Here is a 16959-nt window from a genome sequence, read left to right as displayed (position 1 = left end):
AAGTTTGGGCTATGACGGGCGTCACGCGCTTTTCGTAGCCGCGCGGCGCAGCAACCGTGGATCGGTCTGCCATTCGTCGCGTGTGCCGATCTCGATCTGCGCGAAATGCGGATGGTTTGGATTGAGCAGATAGTTCGTTTCGGCAGGCACGACCGAACTGGGAACCGCGAGCACAGCGCTCACTCGTTGGTGTACCCACGCAGCGCCCATTTGCTGCAATTCAGCGCGCGCATCGAGCTCGCGCCAGTCGCGCGGCAAGCTCGCGGCATCAATCCGTTCGATAAGCGACTCCGGAATTCGAGCCGGAATCATGATATAGCGCGCCCGCAGCGGCGAGTCTTGCACCAGCATTTCAAGCAAAGCGAGCGACTGCGTTTGCGCCGTATAGACGACCGCAAGACCCTTCGGATTCCATCGCCCGCCATAGAGCCGTGCGCCTTCGCCTGAGAACGCGCTGTCGGCGAAGCGTTCCGTCGTCACGCGCCACACCGACACCGTCATGCGAACACGCCATGTTCGATGCGTCCGAGCGTATCCATCACGCTATCAGCACCGATGTCCGTATCGATCAGGCTCAGCGGGGTGACGTCGCCCAGCGCCGCCGCCGGTGCCTTGAGCCAACCGATGGCCAGGTCGAGGTCCTCGAACACCTCGGCTGCACGCGCGGCGACGCGCGCGAGCCGCAGCAGCTTGGCCGATTCCTCGCGGCTGAACACGCCTTCGCGCTTGCGCCGGGCCAGCGTGCGCTCGGGGATATCGAGCGCCTGCGCCAGTTCCGCCTGCGTGATTTCGATCGATTTCAGGATCGAATCCAGCGCGTGCGAGGATATGCCGTGACGGACCACATCCACCCAGTCAAGGCCGGAACGCGGGGCGCGCGGTAAGGTCGAGCGTCCGCCCAGAAGCGAATCAGCAGAAATTTTGTCGATGACGGTCATGGGTATCTCCTGCCAAATCTGCCATTTGGCATCTATTTTACACCAAATTGGCAGGAGACGATGCTTCGAATCACGGTTGCGCCGTCAGCGGCGGCCCGAGAAACTCGATATGCCACTGCGCACCGAAGCGCGCGAGCGTCGCGTGATCGGGAATGCCGTCCGCCATCACGTCGCGCAACTCGCTGAAGAAACCGGTTGCGTCGAAACCGGGCGAAATCAGGACCAGCATGCGCGAGGGCTCATCATCGATATTGACGAAGCGATGCGTGGTGCCGACGTGCGCGGTCAGCGTTTCGCCTGCCTTCACGATCTGGCGTTTGCCATCCACCTCGAACAGATAGCGTCCTTGCAGCACATGGAACACTTCGGTTTCGTTCTCATGCCGATGCATCGGCGGGCCGAAGCCCGGTGCGTCGTGTGTTTCGATCAGCGTGGCGCGCCCCTGCGTCGCCGATGGCTCGATCAAGACCCCGAGTTCGAGGCCGATCGCAGGAATGCGGATGGCGCTGTCCGTGATCGTGTCGTCGTCGATGAATTGCCGTTTCATGATGTCGGTTCCTTGCGATCAATGGTGATCGAACAGTGCGATCTGCTTCGACTTGATCATCGAACGGACCTTGCTCATGAACTTGGTCTGCGGATCTTTTTGGCATTCCTGAGCAACGGTCGCAGCGACGGGCTGCATGGTATCGATCACGGTGGTTTCGGTGCCTGTCACGCCGAGTTTGTCCACGCCTGCAACCCAATAGACGAGCGCGGGCTTATACGCATCATCGACCTGAACGAAGTCGGCACACGTCATTTTGGCGGGCGCGATTTTCTGTTCGGCTGCGCGTGCCAGACCGGATACACCGACGACGAGAACACACATGGAGGCGGCTACAATTTTCACGAGTTTCATTTGGTACTCCTTGATGGAAAGTGATATTCGAGACTGCCTACGCATCGTATCGATGCAAAGTTAGCCGGGAATTACCATCAATGAGCGAGTGCGGCGCGCGCTTCTGACGACACGCGATGCGTCATCGACTCGGCGCGCCGGAGCGTCCAGCCGATGCCGCGCACGTTGCGAATGAAGTTGCGTCCGAAGCGCTTGCGCATGGAATGAATCAGCACGTCGAGCGCGTTGCTTTCGACTTCGTTCCCCCATCCGTAGAGACGCTCTTCCAATTGTGCGCGGGAGAGAATGGCGTCGGGACGTTCAAGCAGCGCGTGCATCAACGCAAATTCGCGCGCGGATAGCGGCGAAGTCACGCCGTCGCACGATAAGGTTCGACGGTCCAGATCCAGACAAAGCGCATCATTGCCGATGCAGGAAGTCGCATAACCCGCCTGCCGGCGCAGCACGGCGCGAATGCGAGCCAGCACCTCGCGCACGTCGAACGGCTTGAGCACGCAATCATCCGCGCCGATGTCGAGGCTGCGCACGCGCGTGGCCGGATCGTGGCAGGTGGTGAAGGTCAGCATCGGCACCTTATTTCCAGACTCGCGCGATGCTTTCAATATCTCCAGACCGCCGCCGCACAGAATGCCCAGTTCCAGCAGTACGACCGCGTAGTAACTCGTATCGATGGCGAGACGGGCGGCTTTTGCATCGCGTACCCAGTCCACCCGATAGTCATGGTTTCTCAAAGCCCGAAACAGCGCCTGCCCAACGTCCAGATCGTCTTCAATCAGTAACACTCGCATGATGCCCCTTCGTTTGTCTGAATGGAAAATACGTAGGCCGAAATAAATTCCATGCTCTCAGCCTGAGCGCCCGACGCAAGGATCATGAAGATCAGCCGAGCGTGAGCCGCTTGTGCGCGTGTCGAAGAAGATCATACGAATCGCGCCACCCGAGGTTCTGATGGGCTCTTATATGTATATCCAGTTAGATACCAGTTCGTCGAGTGGCGCTATATTAGGAACGGCGGTTTGGGGCCGTCTTGTCAATTTGGCCCTTGAGAAATGACGATTTCGGCATAGTTTCGAGAATTGCAATGAATCGCGCTGGCGAGGTGATTTACCAATAAGAACCGGGCGGAAAAAGAATCGAACGTTCAGGAAGCCTTGTCGTTTTTCGGCTTGTTCGTGTCGCACGGCCGAAATTCGCTTGTGGCGCAGCCTTTCAAAAAAATAATGGCGGCGTCTAGTGGTTTTCCATGAGTCGCGCATCGTAATTTCAGGCTCATTTGCCGTAGCCATGATCAGGTTTCCTTACTGAAGGAGCCATCATGAGCTTCACGCCTGAAATCGTTATTGTCGTGATCGTTGCCGGACTGCTGTGCGGCTTTCTGAATACCGTTGCGTCATCTGGTTCGGCGGTCTCTTTGCCTATTTTGATGTCCGTCGGTCTTCACGCTGCGGCTGCGAACGCCACCAATCGCATTCCTGTGCTGGTCGGTGCGATTGCCGCAACGGTCGGACTCGCGCGAAACGGGGCGATTCCCTGGCGGCGCGCGTTGCTTGCAGCCGCGCCGCTCACGGCAGGCGCAGCGCTCGGCGCGATGGCGAGCGAAATCATTCCAAGCCATGACTTACGCAAATTCATTGTCGGCGCGGTGGTTCTGGCGCTTGCTCTGATATTCACCAAGCTGAAGAATCTGCTGAGCGCAACGGGAGATGGAGATGTCACGCTCGGCATCAAGACGATGTCGCTGCTCTTTCTCGTAGGTATCTGGACAGGTTTTATCGTGCTCGATTCAGGCACGTACATGCTGCTCGTACTCGTGCTCGCAGCGGGGCTGACGCTTGTCGAAGCCAACGCCATCAAGAATTTCGCCACCTTGCTGACGACCGCCGCCGCGATGGCCGTGTTCGTCCAGCATCAAAGCATCGACTGGTCGATTGGCGGCATCATGGCGGTCGGCAGTCTGATCGGAGGATTGTTGGGCGCGCGACTTGCCGTCTCCGACAAGGCGCGCCGCTGGATCGTTGCATTGCTGGTAATCGTGATCGTCGCTGAGTTGATTCATCTTGCCGTTCCGATCCATTGGCTCGATTCGCGGATCATCCCGGCGATCAACGCTTACGCCGACAACGCGTTGGATTGAATTGATATTCCTTTTTAGTTGAGCTTCACCGTGGGCCTTACACGCTGACGCAACCACTGAATCGCCCCATACATCGCCGCGCGCCTGATTCCCGTCAGCCCGATGATATGCCTGCGATATAGATGCCGATAACACGAAGCGGCAAACCATCCTTCGATAAATAGCGGCCCGCGCAGCAACTCGCTCATCAATGCACCCGCCGCGCCCGCATCGCCGAACGAAATGAGCGTGCCCTGATCGCGATACGAAAAGTGCGGCACGTCGCGATTGTCGAGACGGCGCATGAGCGCGTCCGCGAGGTACACGGCCTGCTGATGCGCGGCCTGCGCGCGCGGCGGCACGAGCGCTTCACCTTTCGATGCGGTGCACGCGGCGCAGTCGCCCATTGCATAGATATCCGAATCGTTTTCCACTTGCAGCGTGCCATCCACGATCACTTGTCCGAGCCGATTGAGCGGCAACCCGGCAAGCTGACGCAACACGGGCGGTCCTTCCACGCCAGCGGCCCAGATGGTGATATCGCTGGCGAGCGTTTCGCCATCGGCGGTGGCGACCGTTTCCGCACCGACCGATTGCACGCGGCAGCCCAGCCGGACGTCCACGCCGAGTCCCGCGAGCACGTCCTGCGCGCGCGCCGAGATGCGCTCGGGCAGCGCGGGCAACACGCGCGGCGCGCCTTCCAGCAAACGAATGCGAATATCCGTGGCCGGATCGAGCGATGCCATGTGATCGTCACGCACGCGTTGCGCCGATCCGCGCAAGGCTGAGGCCAGTTCCACACCAGTCGCGCCCGCACCGATGATGGTCACCGACACCGGCGTGCTCGCCGCGCCGGGCGTGGCCTGCCGCGCGTGACTTGCACGCAGCAGGCTCGACACCAGACGCCGCCGGAAGGTTTCCGCCTGATCGACGGTTTCGAGCGTCAGTGCATGATCCGCCGCGCCGGAAATGGAAAAGAAATTGGTGACGCTGCCGAGCGCGAGTACGAGCGTATCGAAGGCGAGCGTTCTGCGCGGCAGCAGCACGCGGCCATCGACATCCTTCGTTTCATCGATAACGATCTCGCGCCGATCGCGATCGATGCCCGCGAGCGCGCCTTGCTCGAAGCGAAAGTGGTTCCACTTGGCGTGCGCCGCGAAGTCGATCTGATGACTCGATGCATCGATCTGACCGGACGCCACTTCATGCAGCAGCGGCTTCCAGAAATGCGTCGGATAACGGTCGAGCAGCACGATTTGCGCGCGGCGCGCCTTGCCTGCGCCATTGCCGAGCCGTGTCGCGAGTTCCAGTCCCGCCGCGCCGCCACCCACGATAACGATACGAGGCGACGAATCGATATTCTGTTGTGCGTATGAATTCAGCATCATGGCTCCATCTATTGATCTGATGAACATGTTGAACCGAACAGCGCGGCTTCTTGCTGCAAGGCATCTTTCAGCGCCACGCACTGCGTGATACCCGAACTGCGCGCTTCTTCAAAGCCGCCTTCCTCCGCGCCTACCGCCACCACGCGATGCGCGGGCGTAGCGAGCGTATGAAGCGCCACCGCATAACGCGACTCGGTTTCGGCCGAAGCGAGAATCGAAGAGAAGAACGAAATACCTTCGTCACCGAGTTGTTCGGTGATGGCGTCGTTCAGGCGCGCGGCGTTGAGATCGCTGACGAGCAAAAGCGGGTAACCGTCGTCGCGCACGTTTTGCAGAAAGCGTTTCAATGCGGCATTGGTGTTCGCGCTGCGTGCGTTCCATACGGGGTCCATGTTCGCCACGATTGCTTCGATTGCCATAGTGCTGTCTCCCGGAGTCGTTGAATTCATGGGTCGTCGGATGAAAAAACGCTATTGACGACTGCGTGAGAAAAACTATAAGGTCCTGAAAATATTTGCGCTATTGAGTATTTATAACCGACTCATAAGTTTTTACTAATGTTTAAAACAACCAGCTTCAGACAGTTGCGAACCCTGCAAACCGTAGCGCGCGTAGGCAGCATTTCGGGCGCTGCCGATGAGCTTCATCTCACGCAGCCTGCGGTTTCGTTGCAGATATCGTTGCTCGGTGAAGCGGCAGGCACGCCGCTGTTGCGACGCGTGGGCCGCGAAGTGCAGCTCACCGCCGCGGGCGAAGTCATGGCGCGCTATGCGAACGAGATACTGAGTTTATGGACCGAGGCCGGTGAGGAAGTCGCGGCGTTGCGCGGAGAACTCGGCGGAACGCTGCGCATCGGTGCGATCACGACGGCGGAATATCTCGTGCCACCGCTGCTCGTGCGCTTTACGCAGGAACGGCCGGGCGTGAAGCTGCAATTTCGCATCGGTAATCGCGATGACATCGTGCGCATGCTCGCGACCAACGAGATCGATCTGGCCATCATGGGCCGTCAGCCGCGCGAATTGCGCACGATCGCAGCCGCATTCGCCAAGCATCCGATGGCCTTTGTCGCTGCGCCCACACACGCGCTTATGCAGGCGAAGCGTCTGCGTCTTGCCGACCTCGAATCGGCGAATCTGCTGGTGCGGGAACGCGGATCGGGCACGCGCGTGGCGATCGAAGGCTTGTTCAAGGAAGCGGGATTGAAGCTGCACGCCGCGTCGGAATTGTCGAGCAACGAGGCCATCAAGCAACTCGTCGAGGCGGGACTCGGCGTGGCGTTTTTGTCGCTGCATGCGTGCGCGCTGGAGATGCAGGCCGGGCTGCTCGCGACGCTTCCGGTGCCGTCCACGCCAATCGAGCGGGCATGGCATGTGGTGCATATGTCCGAGCGACGCTTGCCGCAGGTTGCCCAAGCGTTTCGCGAGTTTCTGATTCAGTCGGGCGAGGCGGCGGAGGCAAGCGCGCCGCCGGAGAAAACCAAGGCGCGGCGCGTGGCACGCAAGGCATGACACGCGCATTTATTACGTATACCTATTCACGCCATGCAACCACGTGGCGCACTTCCTGATAGCTGCGCAATCCCGCCACGCCAAGCTCACGCCCGATGCCGCTCAGTCCCAATCCGCCCCAGCACACTTGCGGAAAGATCAGTTGCGGCGTGTTGATCCACACCAGCCCCGCACGCAGGGCAAGGCGATATCGGCGCGCGACGGTATCGTCGCGTGTGACGACGGTGGCGACGAGGCCATAACGCGTGTCGTTGGCGAGCGCGATGGCTTCATCGTCGGAACGGAATGATTTGATACACGCGACCGGGCCGAACACTTCCTCGGCCCACAGCACGTTCGACGTATCCGGCTCCGCAACGACGACCGGCGCCATGAAAAAGCCTTCGCCACAGGCACTATCCAGCGCGCCGCTGAAAGCGATATTCGCGCCTTCCTTTACGCCTCGTTCGATCAACGCCTCCACGCGCGCGCGCTGCGCATGCGAGATAAGCGGTCCCATCGAAACGCTTTCGATGTTCGGCGGCGCGACCACGAGCGCGCGCACCGCGACCTCCAACGCGGCCACGAACTTCCGATACACCTCGTCGTGCACGATGATCCGCGACGTGGCCGAGCACATTTGCCCCGCGTTGGTGAACGCGCCGCCCACCGCAAGCGCGACCGCGTGATCGATATCGGCATCGGCGCGCACGATCAGCGCCGATTTGCCGCCGAGTTCGAGCGTCACGCGCTTCATGTCCTGTGCGGCCGTTTGCATGACTGTGCGGCCCACGGCGGTACTGCCCGTGAACGATATCTTGTCGATAAGCGGATGCGCCGCAAGCAGCGCGCCGACCTTGCCATCGCCATTGACGAGATTGACGACGCCATCGGGCACGCCGGATTCCGTCATGATCCGCACCAACCGATGCTCCACCGGCGAACTCAGCTCGGACGGTTTGAGCACGACCGTGCAGCCTGCCGCGAGCGCGGGCGCAATCTTCCACGCGGTGGTGACCATCGGGAAGTTCCACGGCACGATCAGCGCCGCCACTCCGACCGCTTCGTGATGGCGCTCGCCCGTCACGCTGTCATCGGGCAGGGCGATGGAATCGGCGGCGAAGAGTGATGCGTCATCGCATAGGTCTGCGTAGTAATTGAACGTGGCGATGGCATCGCTCACGTCGATATCGGCTTCGATTGGCGGCTTGCCGCTCACGCGCTGTTGCATGTCGCTGAGCGTGGCGCGCTCGGTTTCCAGCCGCCCGGCGATCTTGCGCAGCACCGCGCCCCGCGATGCGGGCGCACGCTCGCGCCAGGCATCGAGCGCGGCGTGCGCGGCACGCACGGCGGCATCGATTTGCGCGGCATCGGCATGTTCCTGCCAGCCGATTATTTCGCCCGTCGATGCATTGTGGATCGGATTGCCAGTTTCGGAATCCGAAGCAGTGCACGAAGCGCCCGCGATGATCGCCGCGGGCAGCGTAAAGGATTCGAATCGAGTGGTCATCAAAGTATCAGCGGTAGTTGACGCCCGGCATTACGCAGAGCATTTCGAACGCGAGATTCGCGCCCACGAGCGCCGTGGTGCCGGCCTGATCGTAGGGCGGCGACACTTCGACGAGATCCGCGCCCACTACATTCAGCCCTTTCATGCCGCGTACGATTTCGAGCCCTTGCTGCACGGTCAGGCCGCCCACTTCGGGCGTGCCGGTGCCGGGCGCAAAGGCCGGATCGAGTCCGTCGATATCGAAGCTCAGATACACGGGCGTCTTGCCCACGCGTTCGCGCACTTCCGCCATGAGCGGCGCAAGCGATTTGTTCCAGCATGCTTCGGCCTGCACGACGGTGAAGCCTTGCGCGCGGCACCAGTCGAAGTCGTCGGCGTGATAACCCGTGCCGCGCAGACCGATTTGCGTGACCTTGTCGCATTGAAGCAGGCCGTCTTCCACCGCGCGGCGAAACGGCGTGCCGTGCGCGATTTTCTCGCCGAACATGGTGTCGTTGACGTCGGCGTGGGCGTCGATATGTACTACGGCAACCTGGCCATACTTCTTGTGCAGCGCGCGCAAGATGGGCCATGCGATCGTATGGTCTCCGCCCAGCGTGATCGGACGGCAGCCGTTCGCGATGATCTCGTCGTACGCGGCTTCGATCAGCCGCATCGAGTCCTTCAGATCATAGGGATTGGTGGCGACGTCGCCGATATCGGCCACTTGCAGCGGATCGAAGGGCGCGGCGCGCGTCGCCATGTTGTACGGACGAAGTAATACGGATTCCGTACGAATCTGACGCGGTCCGAATCGCGCGCCCGAACGATTCGACGTGCCGATATCGAGCGGCACACCGACAAAACACGCATCGAGTCCGTCGGTGCTCGTGGCGTGCGGCAGACGCATCATGGTGGCAATGCCACCGAAACGCGGCATATCGTTTCCACCGAGCGGCTGGTTGAGTTCGCGCTGCATGGGCTTGTCTCCCGTCTTGATTGTGATGGACGGGGCGATGTTAGGCGAACGGGGCACCGCGCGAATTACGAAGTGGAGATGTTTACATCGAACCGATTCAATGTGAATGGGCCTTCACAACGTCATTTACAACGTCAACAAGCCGTGACACGTCTGTCCCCACGCGATCAGATCGCGCTTGGTGCGCACGCCGAGCTTGGCGAACGCGCGCTTCACATACGACTCCGCCGTGCCCACCCGCACGCCGATGATTTCCGCAGCCTCGGGCACCGTGCGGCCCGTGATGAGATGCGCGCAGATTTCGTACTCGCGTTTGGACAGGCGAATATGATCGGCGGCGATGCGCGCGTCGAACTGCGCAAGCGGATGCAGAAACGACGTCGGATGCGCGACGCGTTTCGCCGCGCTCGTCGAAGCATGCAGTTCCAGCAGCGGAAACAAAAATTCGCTGACCTGACGAAATCGATTCATCTCGGCGAGCGTGAACGGCGGCGCGTCGAGCGCGCGTTCCAGCGCGATCGAATCCTGCGCGTGCGCTGTGCCGCGCGCGAGCACGCATTCATGTGCGATCAACGCTTCATCGAAGAGACGCTGACGGAATTCGCCAGGCGGAATTGCGCCGATATCGCGCACCACGAGCATGGTGCCGAGCTTGCCGCGAATGCCGGCAAAAAGCGGATCGCTGTCGTAGAAGCGGTCGTAGTAGAGCGTCATGACGTCGGAAATCACGCTCGTATCCATGCCGACGCCGCTGCTGCCGATCCACTCGCAGCGAAAGCCCGTCGGCTTGCTGCGATCAACGCGCGAGCGCTCGATATGCACGACATTCAGCGGCACGATTTCGTTCAGCAGCAGCGTAAGACGCGGCACGAAATCCGGCGTGCCGACCGCTTCGATCACTCGGCCGAGCGTCTTGAACGAGAGCGGAAATGAATCCGTGTCGGTGTGGAATTGGGGATCGTAGAGCATGGCGCGCCCCAGGAGAAAAGGCCATGTCATTTTAGTCGATGCGCCCTATCCCTTGTACGGCGGGCGTTTGCTGCTACCTCGGTATTTACCCGGAGAGTCTTGAAACGCGGCTTGTCCCCCCTGCGGGGGGGCATACCGGGGCATTTTGAATCGGTAACTTTGCCGGACCGGTTCAATCGATAACAACAGATCAAGGGAAACACATGAGCAAGCTGATTCAGGACATCGCGCCGCTGGGCGAAGGCATCGGACAATTTACGAAGCTGGAATACGGCATGGACGAAAGCGACTGGCGCGCAGCCGTTGGGCAGAGCGGCAACTACGTGGTCGGTTGGTGGGAAGGCAAGGTCGGCGCGGTGGATTTCCCCGCGACCACCGCGGATGAAGCCGTGTGGCTCGTCGAAGGCAAAATCGCATTGACCGATGTGAACGGCACGCGTAAGGAATTCGCCGCCGGCGAAGGCTATCTTTTGCCAGCCGGTTTCGCGGGCCGTTGGGAAACCATCGAGGACGCGAAGAAGTTTTATATCGTGCTCGAACCGCAAAGCTAAAGAAAGGTAAGTAACGCTAAGCATTGCGCGCCGCGGTTCGCACGCGGCGCGCTCCAGTCAGCAGTGAACTCCAATCATGAGGAAGGTTGCGCGCAGCGCTTGCGCGAGGGCTTCGTTCGTCCCGCAAGCGCCGAGCGCAAGAAAAGGAAGCACGTCATGAATGAAAGCGCCCAATTTCTCGAAGCGGATTTCGCCGCGCCCGATGCGGCCACACGAACGCCTGCGCGCGACAAGAACCGCGCGCCCGTCGAACTGGGCGTCGAAGAAGCGCTCTCGCGCACCAAGCTCTCGCCGTACTGGCTCGACAATCCCGCCGAGCCGCCCGCAGAAGCGCCGCTCACAGGCGATACGCGCGCCGATCTGCTGATCGTCGGCGGCGGCTTCACGGGGCTGTGGGCGGCCGTGCAAGCCAAGGAACAGATGCCCGAACTCGACGTCGTGCTGATCGAAGCAGGACGCGTCGCGCATGGCGCATCCGGGCGCGCGGGCGGCATCATTTCGACATCGGTGATGCACGGTTTGCCGAACGCGGTGCGCGTGTTTCCGAACGATATTGCGGAGCTCGAGGAATTCGGCCAGCGCAATCTCGATGGCTTCGAGGCGACGCTCAAGCGCTATGGCATCGACGCGGATATCGAGTGGAACGGCGAGATGACGGTGGCCGTGGACCCGGAGCATATCGATCATCTGCGTGCCGATCACGATCTGCACAAATCGTACGGTCACGACGTCGTTTTGCTCGATGCCGCCGCCACGCGCGCGCAACTCGATTCGCCGCTTTTTGCAGGCGCGCTCTGGTCGCGTAATCGCAGCGGCATCGTGCATCCGGCCAAGCTTGCGTGGGGCCTGAAGCGCGCGGCGCTGCAACTCGGCGTGCGGCTCTATGAACATAGTCCGCTGACCAGCGTGTCCGATGAAGGCGAGAGCGTATTCGTCAGGACACCTTCGGGTAGCGTGCGCGCGCCGCGCGTGCTGTTCGGCAGCGGCACCGCGAAAGTCGGTATCGCCGATATCAACCGGCGAGTGTTGCAAGTGCGCGATCATGTGCTCGCCACCGAGCCGCTTACCGAAGAACAGCTTGCGCGCATCGGCTGGAAGCAGCGTCAGGGCATCTACGATACGCGCACGCAACTCAATTATTTCCGCCTCACGAAGAACAACAACATCATCTTCGGCGGGCTTGTGAGCTATCACTTCGATGGCGATCCGAACCCGGCGCAGGACCAGAAACGCGAGACTTATCACCGGCTCGCGCAGGCTTTCTACAACACGTTCCCGCAACTCAGCGATGTGCGCTTTTCGCACGCGTGGGGCGGGCCGATCGACTATTGCTCGCGCGGTTCGGTATTCGCGCGCCGCTATCTTGGCGACAAGGCCGTGTTCGTCGCGGGCTACACGGGCTTTGGCGTGGCCGCGAGCCGATTTGGTGCGTTTATGGGTCTGAATATTCTGTTCGATCGCGACAGCCCCGAACGCGCGCTCGATATCGCCAATCAGCGTCCCACGTACATTCCGCCCGAACCGGTGCGCTGGCTGGCCGCGAAAGTGACCTTTCACGCGTTCGACGGCGCGGACGCCGAAGGCGGCTGGAAACGCGCGTGGATCAAAGGCATCAAGGCGCTGGGCTTTCCCATGTGAGCGCGCCCGCATGTTCTCCAATACTTCCGATCTCGATCTGCGCCTCGTGCGCATCTTTCTCGCCGTGGTCGATGCGCGCGGCATCACCGCCGCCGAAGCCACGCTCGGCGTGCGTCAATCGACCATCAGTTCGCAATTGACCGCGCTCGAGGCGCGAATGGGCTTCAGGTTGTGCGAGCGTGGACGCGGCGGCTTCCGGCTCACATCGAAGGGCGAGCGATTCGTGGTGTCGGCGCGCGCGCTGCTAGCGGCGACATCGCAATTCGTCGCGCAGGTTCGTGATATCGACCGCAAGTTGGTTGGCACGCTATCGATCGGATTGATCGGGCAGGCGTCGCATGTTGAAAACGCGCGGCTGGCCGAAGCCATCGGCACGTTTCGCAAGCGCGATCAGGCCGTGCGCTTCGCCATGCACGTCGCGCCGCCGCAAGAGCTCGAGGAAAGCCTCGTGAATCATCAACTCGATCTGGCGATCGGGTACTTCTGGCATCGCGTGGCTGGTTTGTCGTACAGCAGGCTTTTCAGCGAGCGGCAAGTGATTTGCTGCGGACGCGGACATCCGCTCTTTCACGAAGACCCGCACGTGACCATCGACGATCTGCGCGCGCACGACTGGATCTGGCGCAGCTATCCCGTGCCCGAAGAACTCGTGCGTATCGACGAGCGACGCGTGACGGCGATTGCGGACAGCATCGACGCGGCGACGGTGCTGATTCTGTCGGGCAGTCATATCGGCTATTTGCCTGCGCATCATGCCGAGCCGTTCGAGCAGCGCGGATTGATTCGCGTATTAGGCCGCACCGCGTTCGGTTTCGACGTGCCGCTGCATCTCGCGATGAAGCGTGATATGGCCGATAAACCTATCGTCAAGGCCTTCTGCGAAGACCTTTTCGCGGTCTACGGCACGCGCGCGAGCGAACCGCAATGCGAACTCACGTCATAAGTTATACAGAACATTTGCCGCAACCAATGTTTCGAATACGCAATATGGCGCGCGCGCACGTGTTTTAGAGTGACCGCCGATAAGAAGGGCAGCGCATAAAGAAGAGCACGATATCCAAATGGAGCGAGACACTATGGCTGACAACACGAGTATTACGCAGGTCGAAACATTCGGTTTCGAGCGCATTCCAGACGCCTCGCGATACGCGCGGCCCATCGATCTCTTTCGCCTGCTGTTCGGCGGCTGCAATACCTTCTCGACGTCCGTGCTCGGCAGTTTTCCGATTCTGGTCGGGCTGTCGTTCGAAGCGAGTCTTTGGGCCATCGTCACGGGCGTGCTCGCGGGCACCTGCATGCTCGCGCCGATGAGCCTGTTCGGGCCACGCAACGGCACCAGCGATCCCGTATCGTCGGGCGCGCACTTCGGCATTCACGGGCGGATCGTCGGATCGTTTCTTGCGGTGCTGACGTCGGTGGCGTTCTTCTCGCTCGCCGTTTGGAGTTCGGGCGATGCGCTCGTCGGCGGCGTGCATGACATGGTCGGCGTGCCGGTGAATCCGTGGACGCTCGGCTCGGCGTATATGGTGTTCGCGGTGCTCGTGCTGGTCGTGTGCGTGTACGGCTTTCGATTTATGCTGTGGGTCAACAAGATCGCGGTGTGGGCCGCGAGCCTCATGTTCCTGCTCGGCGCATTCGCGTTCGCGAAGGCCTTCGACATGCACTACGCCGGCACGCTTCAACACGGCAGCGCGGGCTTCTGGGCCGCGTTTATTGGCGCGATGCTGGTCGCGCTCAGCAATCCGGTGTCGTTCGCTTCCACGCTCGGCGACTGGGCGCGCTACATTCCGCAATCGACGCCGCGTTACCGTGTGATGGGCGCGGTGTTCGCCGCGCAAATCGCCACGTTCGTGCCGTTTTTCTTCGGTCTGGCGACGGCGACGATCATCGCTACGCAGGCGCCCAGCTTTATCAGCTCGAACGATTACGTTGGCGGTCTGCTCGCGGTATCGCCGCACTGGTTTCTGTTGCCGATGTGCCTGATCGCGATCATCGGCGGCATGTCAACGGGCACGACCGCGCTCTACGGCACGGGCCTCGACATGTCGAGCATGTTTCCGCGATACCTCAACCGCGTGCGCGCAACCTTGCTGATTGGCACGCTGGCCATCGGCTTCATTTTTCTCGGCCGCTTCGCGTTCAATCTCGTTGAAAGCGTGGCGACTTTCTCGACGCTCATCTGCACCTTTAGTTGCCCGTGGATGGCGATCATGGTGATCGGCTTCGTGCAGCGCGGCGGCTTTTATCTCTCCGACGATCTTCAGGTGTTCAATCGCGGCGAGCGCGGCGGCCACTACTGGTTCACGCACGGCTGGAACTGGCGCGCGATGGGCGCATGGCTGCCGGCCGCGATCATCGGTCTGATGTTTGTCAATCTGCCGGGACAGTACGTCGCGCCGCTGGGCGCGCTCGCGGGCGGCTGCGACCTGAGCGTGCCGGTCTCGTTCGCCGTGGGCGGCATGTTCTATCTGGCGATGCTGTGGTGCTTCCCCGAACCCGATGCCGTGCATGGTCCGCAAGGCCGCCGTCTGGTCGGCGCGCGTCACGACCGCACGCATGTGGCCGCACCGATGATCACGCCGCGCGTGCGCGATCTCGAACGCGTCGAATAAGCGCTTCTCTTTCTAAAACACGACTAACGGTCAAGCCATCGCCGCGACAGGAGACAGGCAGCATGAATTCGAAGATTGTATTGGCGGGCGCGTTGTTGTTTGCGACCGCCGTCGCCCATGCACAAAGCAGCGTTACTTTATTCGGAGTGCTGGACGAAGGCATCAACTACACCAGCAACGCGGGCGGCCACAGCGCATGGCAAATGTCAGGCGTCGATATGGTAACGAGCCGTTGGGGCGTGAAAGGCAGCGAAGATCTCGGCGACGGACTGCACGCGATCTTCGATCTGGAAAGCGGCTTCACGCCGGAGAACGGCCAAGCGTATTACGGCGGCCGTCTGTTCGGTTATCAATCGTACGCCGGACTGCAATCCGATACATTCGGATCACTAACATTCGGTCGGCAACTTGACACGGTTAGCGATGTCATCGGTCTGATGACGGCCAACGGTTACTGGGGCGGCTATTTGTTTTCACATCCGCTCGATAACGACAACACTGATTCCACGTTCCACGCGAACAACGCGGTCAAATTTACGAGCGCCGAATACGGCGGCGTGACGGCCACGGCCTTGTACGGATTCAGCAATCAGGCGGGCGCGTTCGCGAGCAATCGCATGCTCGGCGCGGGCCTTAAATACAGCTATTCGACATTCACGATCGGCGCGGTGGTCGAGAACGTGTCGAAGCCGGGAACGACATCGGCGGGCGCAGTGGCATCTGACGATACGAATTGCGTGGCGTCGAATCAGAAGATCTACGGAATCGGCGCAAGCTACGGCGCGGGCGATGCCACACTCGGTCTCGTCTATACGCATGTGAACGTGGAGCAACCGGTTTCGTCGGTTTATACGGGCGAGCTCGGCCTGAACAACGCGGGCCTGCGCTTCGACAACGTGGAATTCAACCTGAAATACGACATTCAGCCCGATGTTTCCGTCGCCGCCATGTACACCTACACGATGGCGCACCTCAAGCAAGCCGGCACCGAGCGCGCGATGCACTGGAATCAGGCCGGGCTGATGGCGCAGTATTCGTTATCCAAACGAACCAGCGTGTACACGCAAGCGGTCTATCAGAAACTGAGCGCGGGTAATACCGGCACCTCGCTCGATACGGCGTTTATTCCGGGCGCGGCGGGGGTATCGTCGAATGCGCATCAGGTGGTGGCACGTGTCGGGATGACGCATTCATTTTGATATTTCGGATGACTACGTTTATCAATCCATTGTCTTTTCGAGCATCTGCTTGTGAAGGCGTTCGGTTTCGTCATCGACCGGAAGCATCCACTCCATGCGCAACTCCTGCGCGGCGACGGTCTGCGGTGTGCCGACCGTCGTCACCATCGAAAAGAATCGCAGCGTCGTATCGTTCCGCGTCAGAGCAAGCGGTACGACGGGCGTATCCATGATAACGGTCAGACCTTTCGGCGTTTTCCAGTCGTCCGGCACGTCCGGATAAGCAAGCAGACTTTCCAGCAGCGCTTCGGTCTTCTCATCGATATGACGTCCGACCGACTCGCGATACACCCGATGGATCAGGCTCATCGCAAGCTCGTTCCAATTCGCGATGTAAGGGCGCAGACGCTTCGGATCGAAGATCGTGTGCAGGATATTGTGCGGTCCGGTCCACGTCGATGTATCCGTAAAGCAATTAAACAGGCGCGTGAGTCCGTCATTGTTCATCAGCACATTCCAGTAGCGGTCCATGACTACGGCTGGGTAAGGCTCGGCTTGACGGAGCATGCGTCTGAGCGCCTTGGTCACGCCCATCATTTCGGCGTCCTGCCAATCACCATCAGGATAGATCGGCGCATATCCTGCCGCGATCAGCAAGCCGTTCCGGTCGCGCAGCGGAACATCCAAAGACTCCGCAAGGTCGATAAGAATCT

18 protein-coding genes are annotated in these 16959 nt (G+C 60.7%); 7 read left to right on the top strand and 11 right to left on the bottom strand.

Annotation, left to right across the window (positions count from 1 at the left end):
* Positions 1-21: 21 nt before the first annotated feature.
* The 5 genes from P7F28_RS10535 to P7F28_RS10515 all read right to left on the bottom strand — a co-directional run bounded on the left by P7F28_RS10535 (position 22) and on the right by P7F28_RS10515 (position 2627).
* Positions 22-501, bottom strand: a complete 480-nt coding sequence (locus P7F28_RS10535) for an RES family NAD+ phosphorylase (RefSeq protein WP_277184429.1) — start codon at positions 499-501, stop codon at positions 22-24.
* Positions 498-938 (bottom strand): antitoxin Xre/MbcA/ParS toxin-binding domain-containing protein, encoded by a 441-nt coding sequence (locus P7F28_RS10530; RefSeq protein WP_277184428.1) that lies wholly within the window; start codon positions 936-938, stop codon positions 498-500. Before P7F28_RS10530 ends, P7F28_RS10535 begins: the two co-directional genes overlap by 4 nt.
* A gap of 70 nt (positions 939-1008) precedes the next feature.
* Positions 1009-1485: a cupin domain-containing protein gene (locus P7F28_RS10525; RefSeq protein WP_277184427.1), complete on the bottom strand. Its 477-nt coding sequence runs from the start codon at positions 1483-1485 to the stop codon at positions 1009-1011.
* Between the two features lie 18 nt (positions 1486-1503).
* Positions 1504-1839: an HdeA/HdeB family chaperone gene (locus tag P7F28_RS10520; protein WP_277184426.1), complete on the bottom strand. Its 336-nt coding sequence runs from the start codon at positions 1837-1839 to the stop codon at positions 1504-1506.
* 77 nt (positions 1840-1916) lie between these two features.
* The gene (locus P7F28_RS10515) at positions 1917-2627 is read right to left on the bottom strand and encodes a response regulator transcription factor (RefSeq protein ID WP_277184425.1); all 711 of its coding nucleotides are present in this window, start codon (positions 2625-2627) and stop codon (positions 1917-1919) included.
* 527 nt (positions 2628-3154) lie between these two features.
* On the opposite strand from P7F28_RS10515, the gene P7F28_RS10510 reads away from it, so the two are divergent.
* On the top strand, positions 3155-3973 hold the full coding sequence (locus P7F28_RS10510; protein ID WP_277184424.1) for a sulfite exporter TauE/SafE family protein: 819 nt from the start codon (positions 3155-3157) through the stop codon (positions 3971-3973).
* 14 nt (positions 3974-3987) lie between these two features.
* Here the strand turns inward: P7F28_RS10510 and P7F28_RS10505 are convergent, their stop codons facing one another.
* Positions 3988-5340 (bottom strand): NAD(P)/FAD-dependent oxidoreductase, encoded by a 1353-nt coding sequence (locus tag P7F28_RS10505; protein ID WP_277184423.1) that lies wholly within the window; start codon positions 5338-5340, stop codon positions 3988-3990.
* An 8-nt stretch (positions 5341-5348) separates the two neighbouring features.
* Positions 5349-5759, bottom strand: coding sequence for a hypothetical protein (locus tag P7F28_RS10500; RefSeq protein ID WP_277184422.1), 411 nt, complete (start codon positions 5757-5759; stop codon positions 5349-5351).
* 138 nt (positions 5760-5897) lie between these two features.
* Here P7F28_RS10500 and P7F28_RS10495 point away from each other — a divergent pair, with 138 nt between their 5' ends.
* Positions 5898-6851, top strand: a complete 954-nt coding sequence (locus P7F28_RS10495) for a LysR family transcriptional regulator (RefSeq protein ID WP_277184421.1) — start codon at positions 5898-5900, stop codon at positions 6849-6851.
* Positions 6852-6873: 22 nt separating this feature from the next.
* On the opposite strand, the gene P7F28_RS10490 is transcribed toward P7F28_RS10495, so the two are convergent.
* From P7F28_RS10490 to P7F28_RS10480, 3 genes are all read right to left on the bottom strand, one after another.
* Positions 6874-8340 carry an aldehyde dehydrogenase family protein gene (locus P7F28_RS10490; RefSeq protein WP_277184420.1) on the bottom strand — a complete coding sequence of 489 codons (1467 nt, stop codon included), beginning with the start codon at positions 8338-8340 and terminating at the stop codon, positions 6874-6876.
* Positions 8341-8347: 7 nt separating this feature from the next.
* The gene (gene speB, locus P7F28_RS10485) at positions 8348-9298 is read right to left on the bottom strand and encodes an agmatinase (RefSeq protein WP_277184419.1); all 951 of its coding nucleotides are present in this window, start codon (positions 9296-9298) and stop codon (positions 8348-8350) included.
* A 126-nt stretch (positions 9299-9424) separates the two neighbouring features.
* Complete coding sequence (locus P7F28_RS10480; RefSeq protein WP_277184418.1) at positions 9425-10267, bottom strand: helix-turn-helix transcriptional regulator; 843 nt, start codon at positions 10265-10267, stop codon at positions 9425-9427.
* A 203-nt stretch (positions 10268-10470) separates the two neighbouring features.
* Between P7F28_RS10480 and P7F28_RS10475 the strand changes: the two genes are divergently transcribed.
* The 5 genes from P7F28_RS10475 (at position 10471) to P7F28_RS10455 (ending at position 16267) form a co-directional block, all read left to right on the top strand.
* Complete coding sequence (locus P7F28_RS10475) at positions 10471-10818, top strand: cupin domain-containing protein (protein WP_277184417.1); 348 nt, start codon at positions 10471-10473, stop codon at positions 10816-10818.
* A 156-nt stretch (positions 10819-10974) separates the two neighbouring features.
* Positions 10975-12456 carry an FAD-binding oxidoreductase gene (locus tag P7F28_RS10470; protein ID WP_277184416.1) on the top strand — a complete coding sequence of 494 codons (1482 nt, stop codon included), beginning with the start codon at positions 10975-10977 and terminating at the stop codon, positions 12454-12456.
* A 10-nt stretch (positions 12457-12466) separates the two neighbouring features.
* Positions 12467-13399, top strand: coding sequence for a LysR family transcriptional regulator (locus tag P7F28_RS10465; RefSeq protein WP_277184415.1), 933 nt, complete (start codon positions 12467-12469; stop codon positions 13397-13399).
* A 133-nt stretch (positions 13400-13532) separates the two neighbouring features.
* Complete coding sequence (locus P7F28_RS10460; RefSeq protein WP_277184414.1) at positions 13533-15068, top strand: cytosine permease; 1536 nt, start codon at positions 13533-13535, stop codon at positions 15066-15068.
* A 62-nt stretch (positions 15069-15130) separates the two neighbouring features.
* On the top strand, positions 15131-16267 hold the full coding sequence (locus P7F28_RS10455; protein WP_277184413.1) for a porin: 1137 nt from the start codon (positions 15131-15133) through the stop codon (positions 16265-16267).
* A gap of 21 nt (positions 16268-16288) precedes the next feature.
* Here P7F28_RS10455 and P7F28_RS10450 read toward each other — a convergent pair.
* The coding region (locus tag P7F28_RS10450) for a transcriptional regulator (RefSeq protein ID WP_277184412.1) at positions 16289-16959 on the bottom strand (671 nt) is incomplete at its 5' end.

This window comes from Caballeronia sp. BR00000012568055, assembly GCF_029439455.1.
Lineage (GTDB): Bacteria > Pseudomonadota > Gammaproteobacteria > Burkholderiales > Burkholderiaceae > Caballeronia.
Note: the sequence above shows the minus strand (reverse complement) of the source record. Positions and strands in the feature narration are given on the sequence as shown.

Coding starts and splice junctions, on each gene's coding strand:
- P7F28_RS10490 (WP_277184420.1), bottom strand. CDS start 8,340: ATGACCACTCGATTCGAATCCTTTACGCTGCCCGCGGCGATCATCGCG.
- P7F28_RS10465 (WP_277184415.1), top strand. CDS start 12,467: ATGTTCTCCAATACTTCCGATCTCGATCTGCGCCTCGTGCGCATCTTT.
- P7F28_RS10505 (WP_277184423.1), bottom strand. CDS start 5,340: ATGATGCTGAATTCATACGCACAACAGAATATCGATTCGTCGCCTCGT.
- P7F28_RS10515 (WP_277184425.1), bottom strand. CDS start 2,627: ATGCGAGTGTTACTGATTGAAGACGATCTGGACGTTGGGCAGGCGCTG.
- P7F28_RS10475 (WP_277184417.1), top strand. CDS start 10,471: ATGAGCAAGCTGATTCAGGACATCGCGCCGCTGGGCGAAGGCATCGGA.
- P7F28_RS10500 (WP_277184422.1), bottom strand. CDS start 5,759: ATGGCAATCGAAGCAATCGTGGCGAACATGGACCCCGTATGGAACGCA.
- P7F28_RS10525 (WP_277184427.1), bottom strand. CDS start 1,485: ATGAAACGGCAATTCATCGACGACGACACGATCACGGACAGCGCCATC.
- P7F28_RS10510 (WP_277184424.1), top strand. CDS start 3,155: ATGAGCTTCACGCCTGAAATCGTTATTGTCGTGATCGTTGCCGGACTG.
- P7F28_RS10460 (WP_277184414.1), top strand. CDS start 13,533: ATGGCTGACAACACGAGTATTACGCAGGTCGAAACATTCGGTTTCGAG.
- P7F28_RS10455 (WP_277184413.1), top strand. CDS start 15,131: ATGAATTCGAAGATTGTATTGGCGGGCGCGTTGTTGTTTGCGACCGCC.
- P7F28_RS10480 (WP_277184418.1), bottom strand. CDS start 10,267: ATGCTCTACGATCCCCAATTCCACACCGACACGGATTCATTTCCGCTC.
- speB (WP_277184419.1), bottom strand. CDS start 9,298: ATGCAGCGCGAACTCAACCAGCCGCTCGGTGGAAACGATATGCCGCGT.
- P7F28_RS10470 (WP_277184416.1), top strand. CDS start 10,975: ATGAATGAAAGCGCCCAATTTCTCGAAGCGGATTTCGCCGCGCCCGAT.
- P7F28_RS10495 (WP_277184421.1), top strand. CDS start 5,898: ATGTTTAAAACAACCAGCTTCAGACAGTTGCGAACCCTGCAAACCGTA.
- P7F28_RS10535 (WP_277184429.1), bottom strand. CDS start 501: ATGACGGTGTCGGTGTGGCGCGTGACGACGGAACGCTTCGCCGACAGC.
- P7F28_RS10520 (WP_277184426.1), bottom strand. CDS start 1,839: ATGAAACTCGTGAAAATTGTAGCCGCCTCCATGTGTGTTCTCGTCGTC.
- P7F28_RS10530 (WP_277184428.1), bottom strand. CDS start 938: ATGACCGTCATCGACAAAATTTCTGCTGATTCGCTTCTGGGCGGACGC.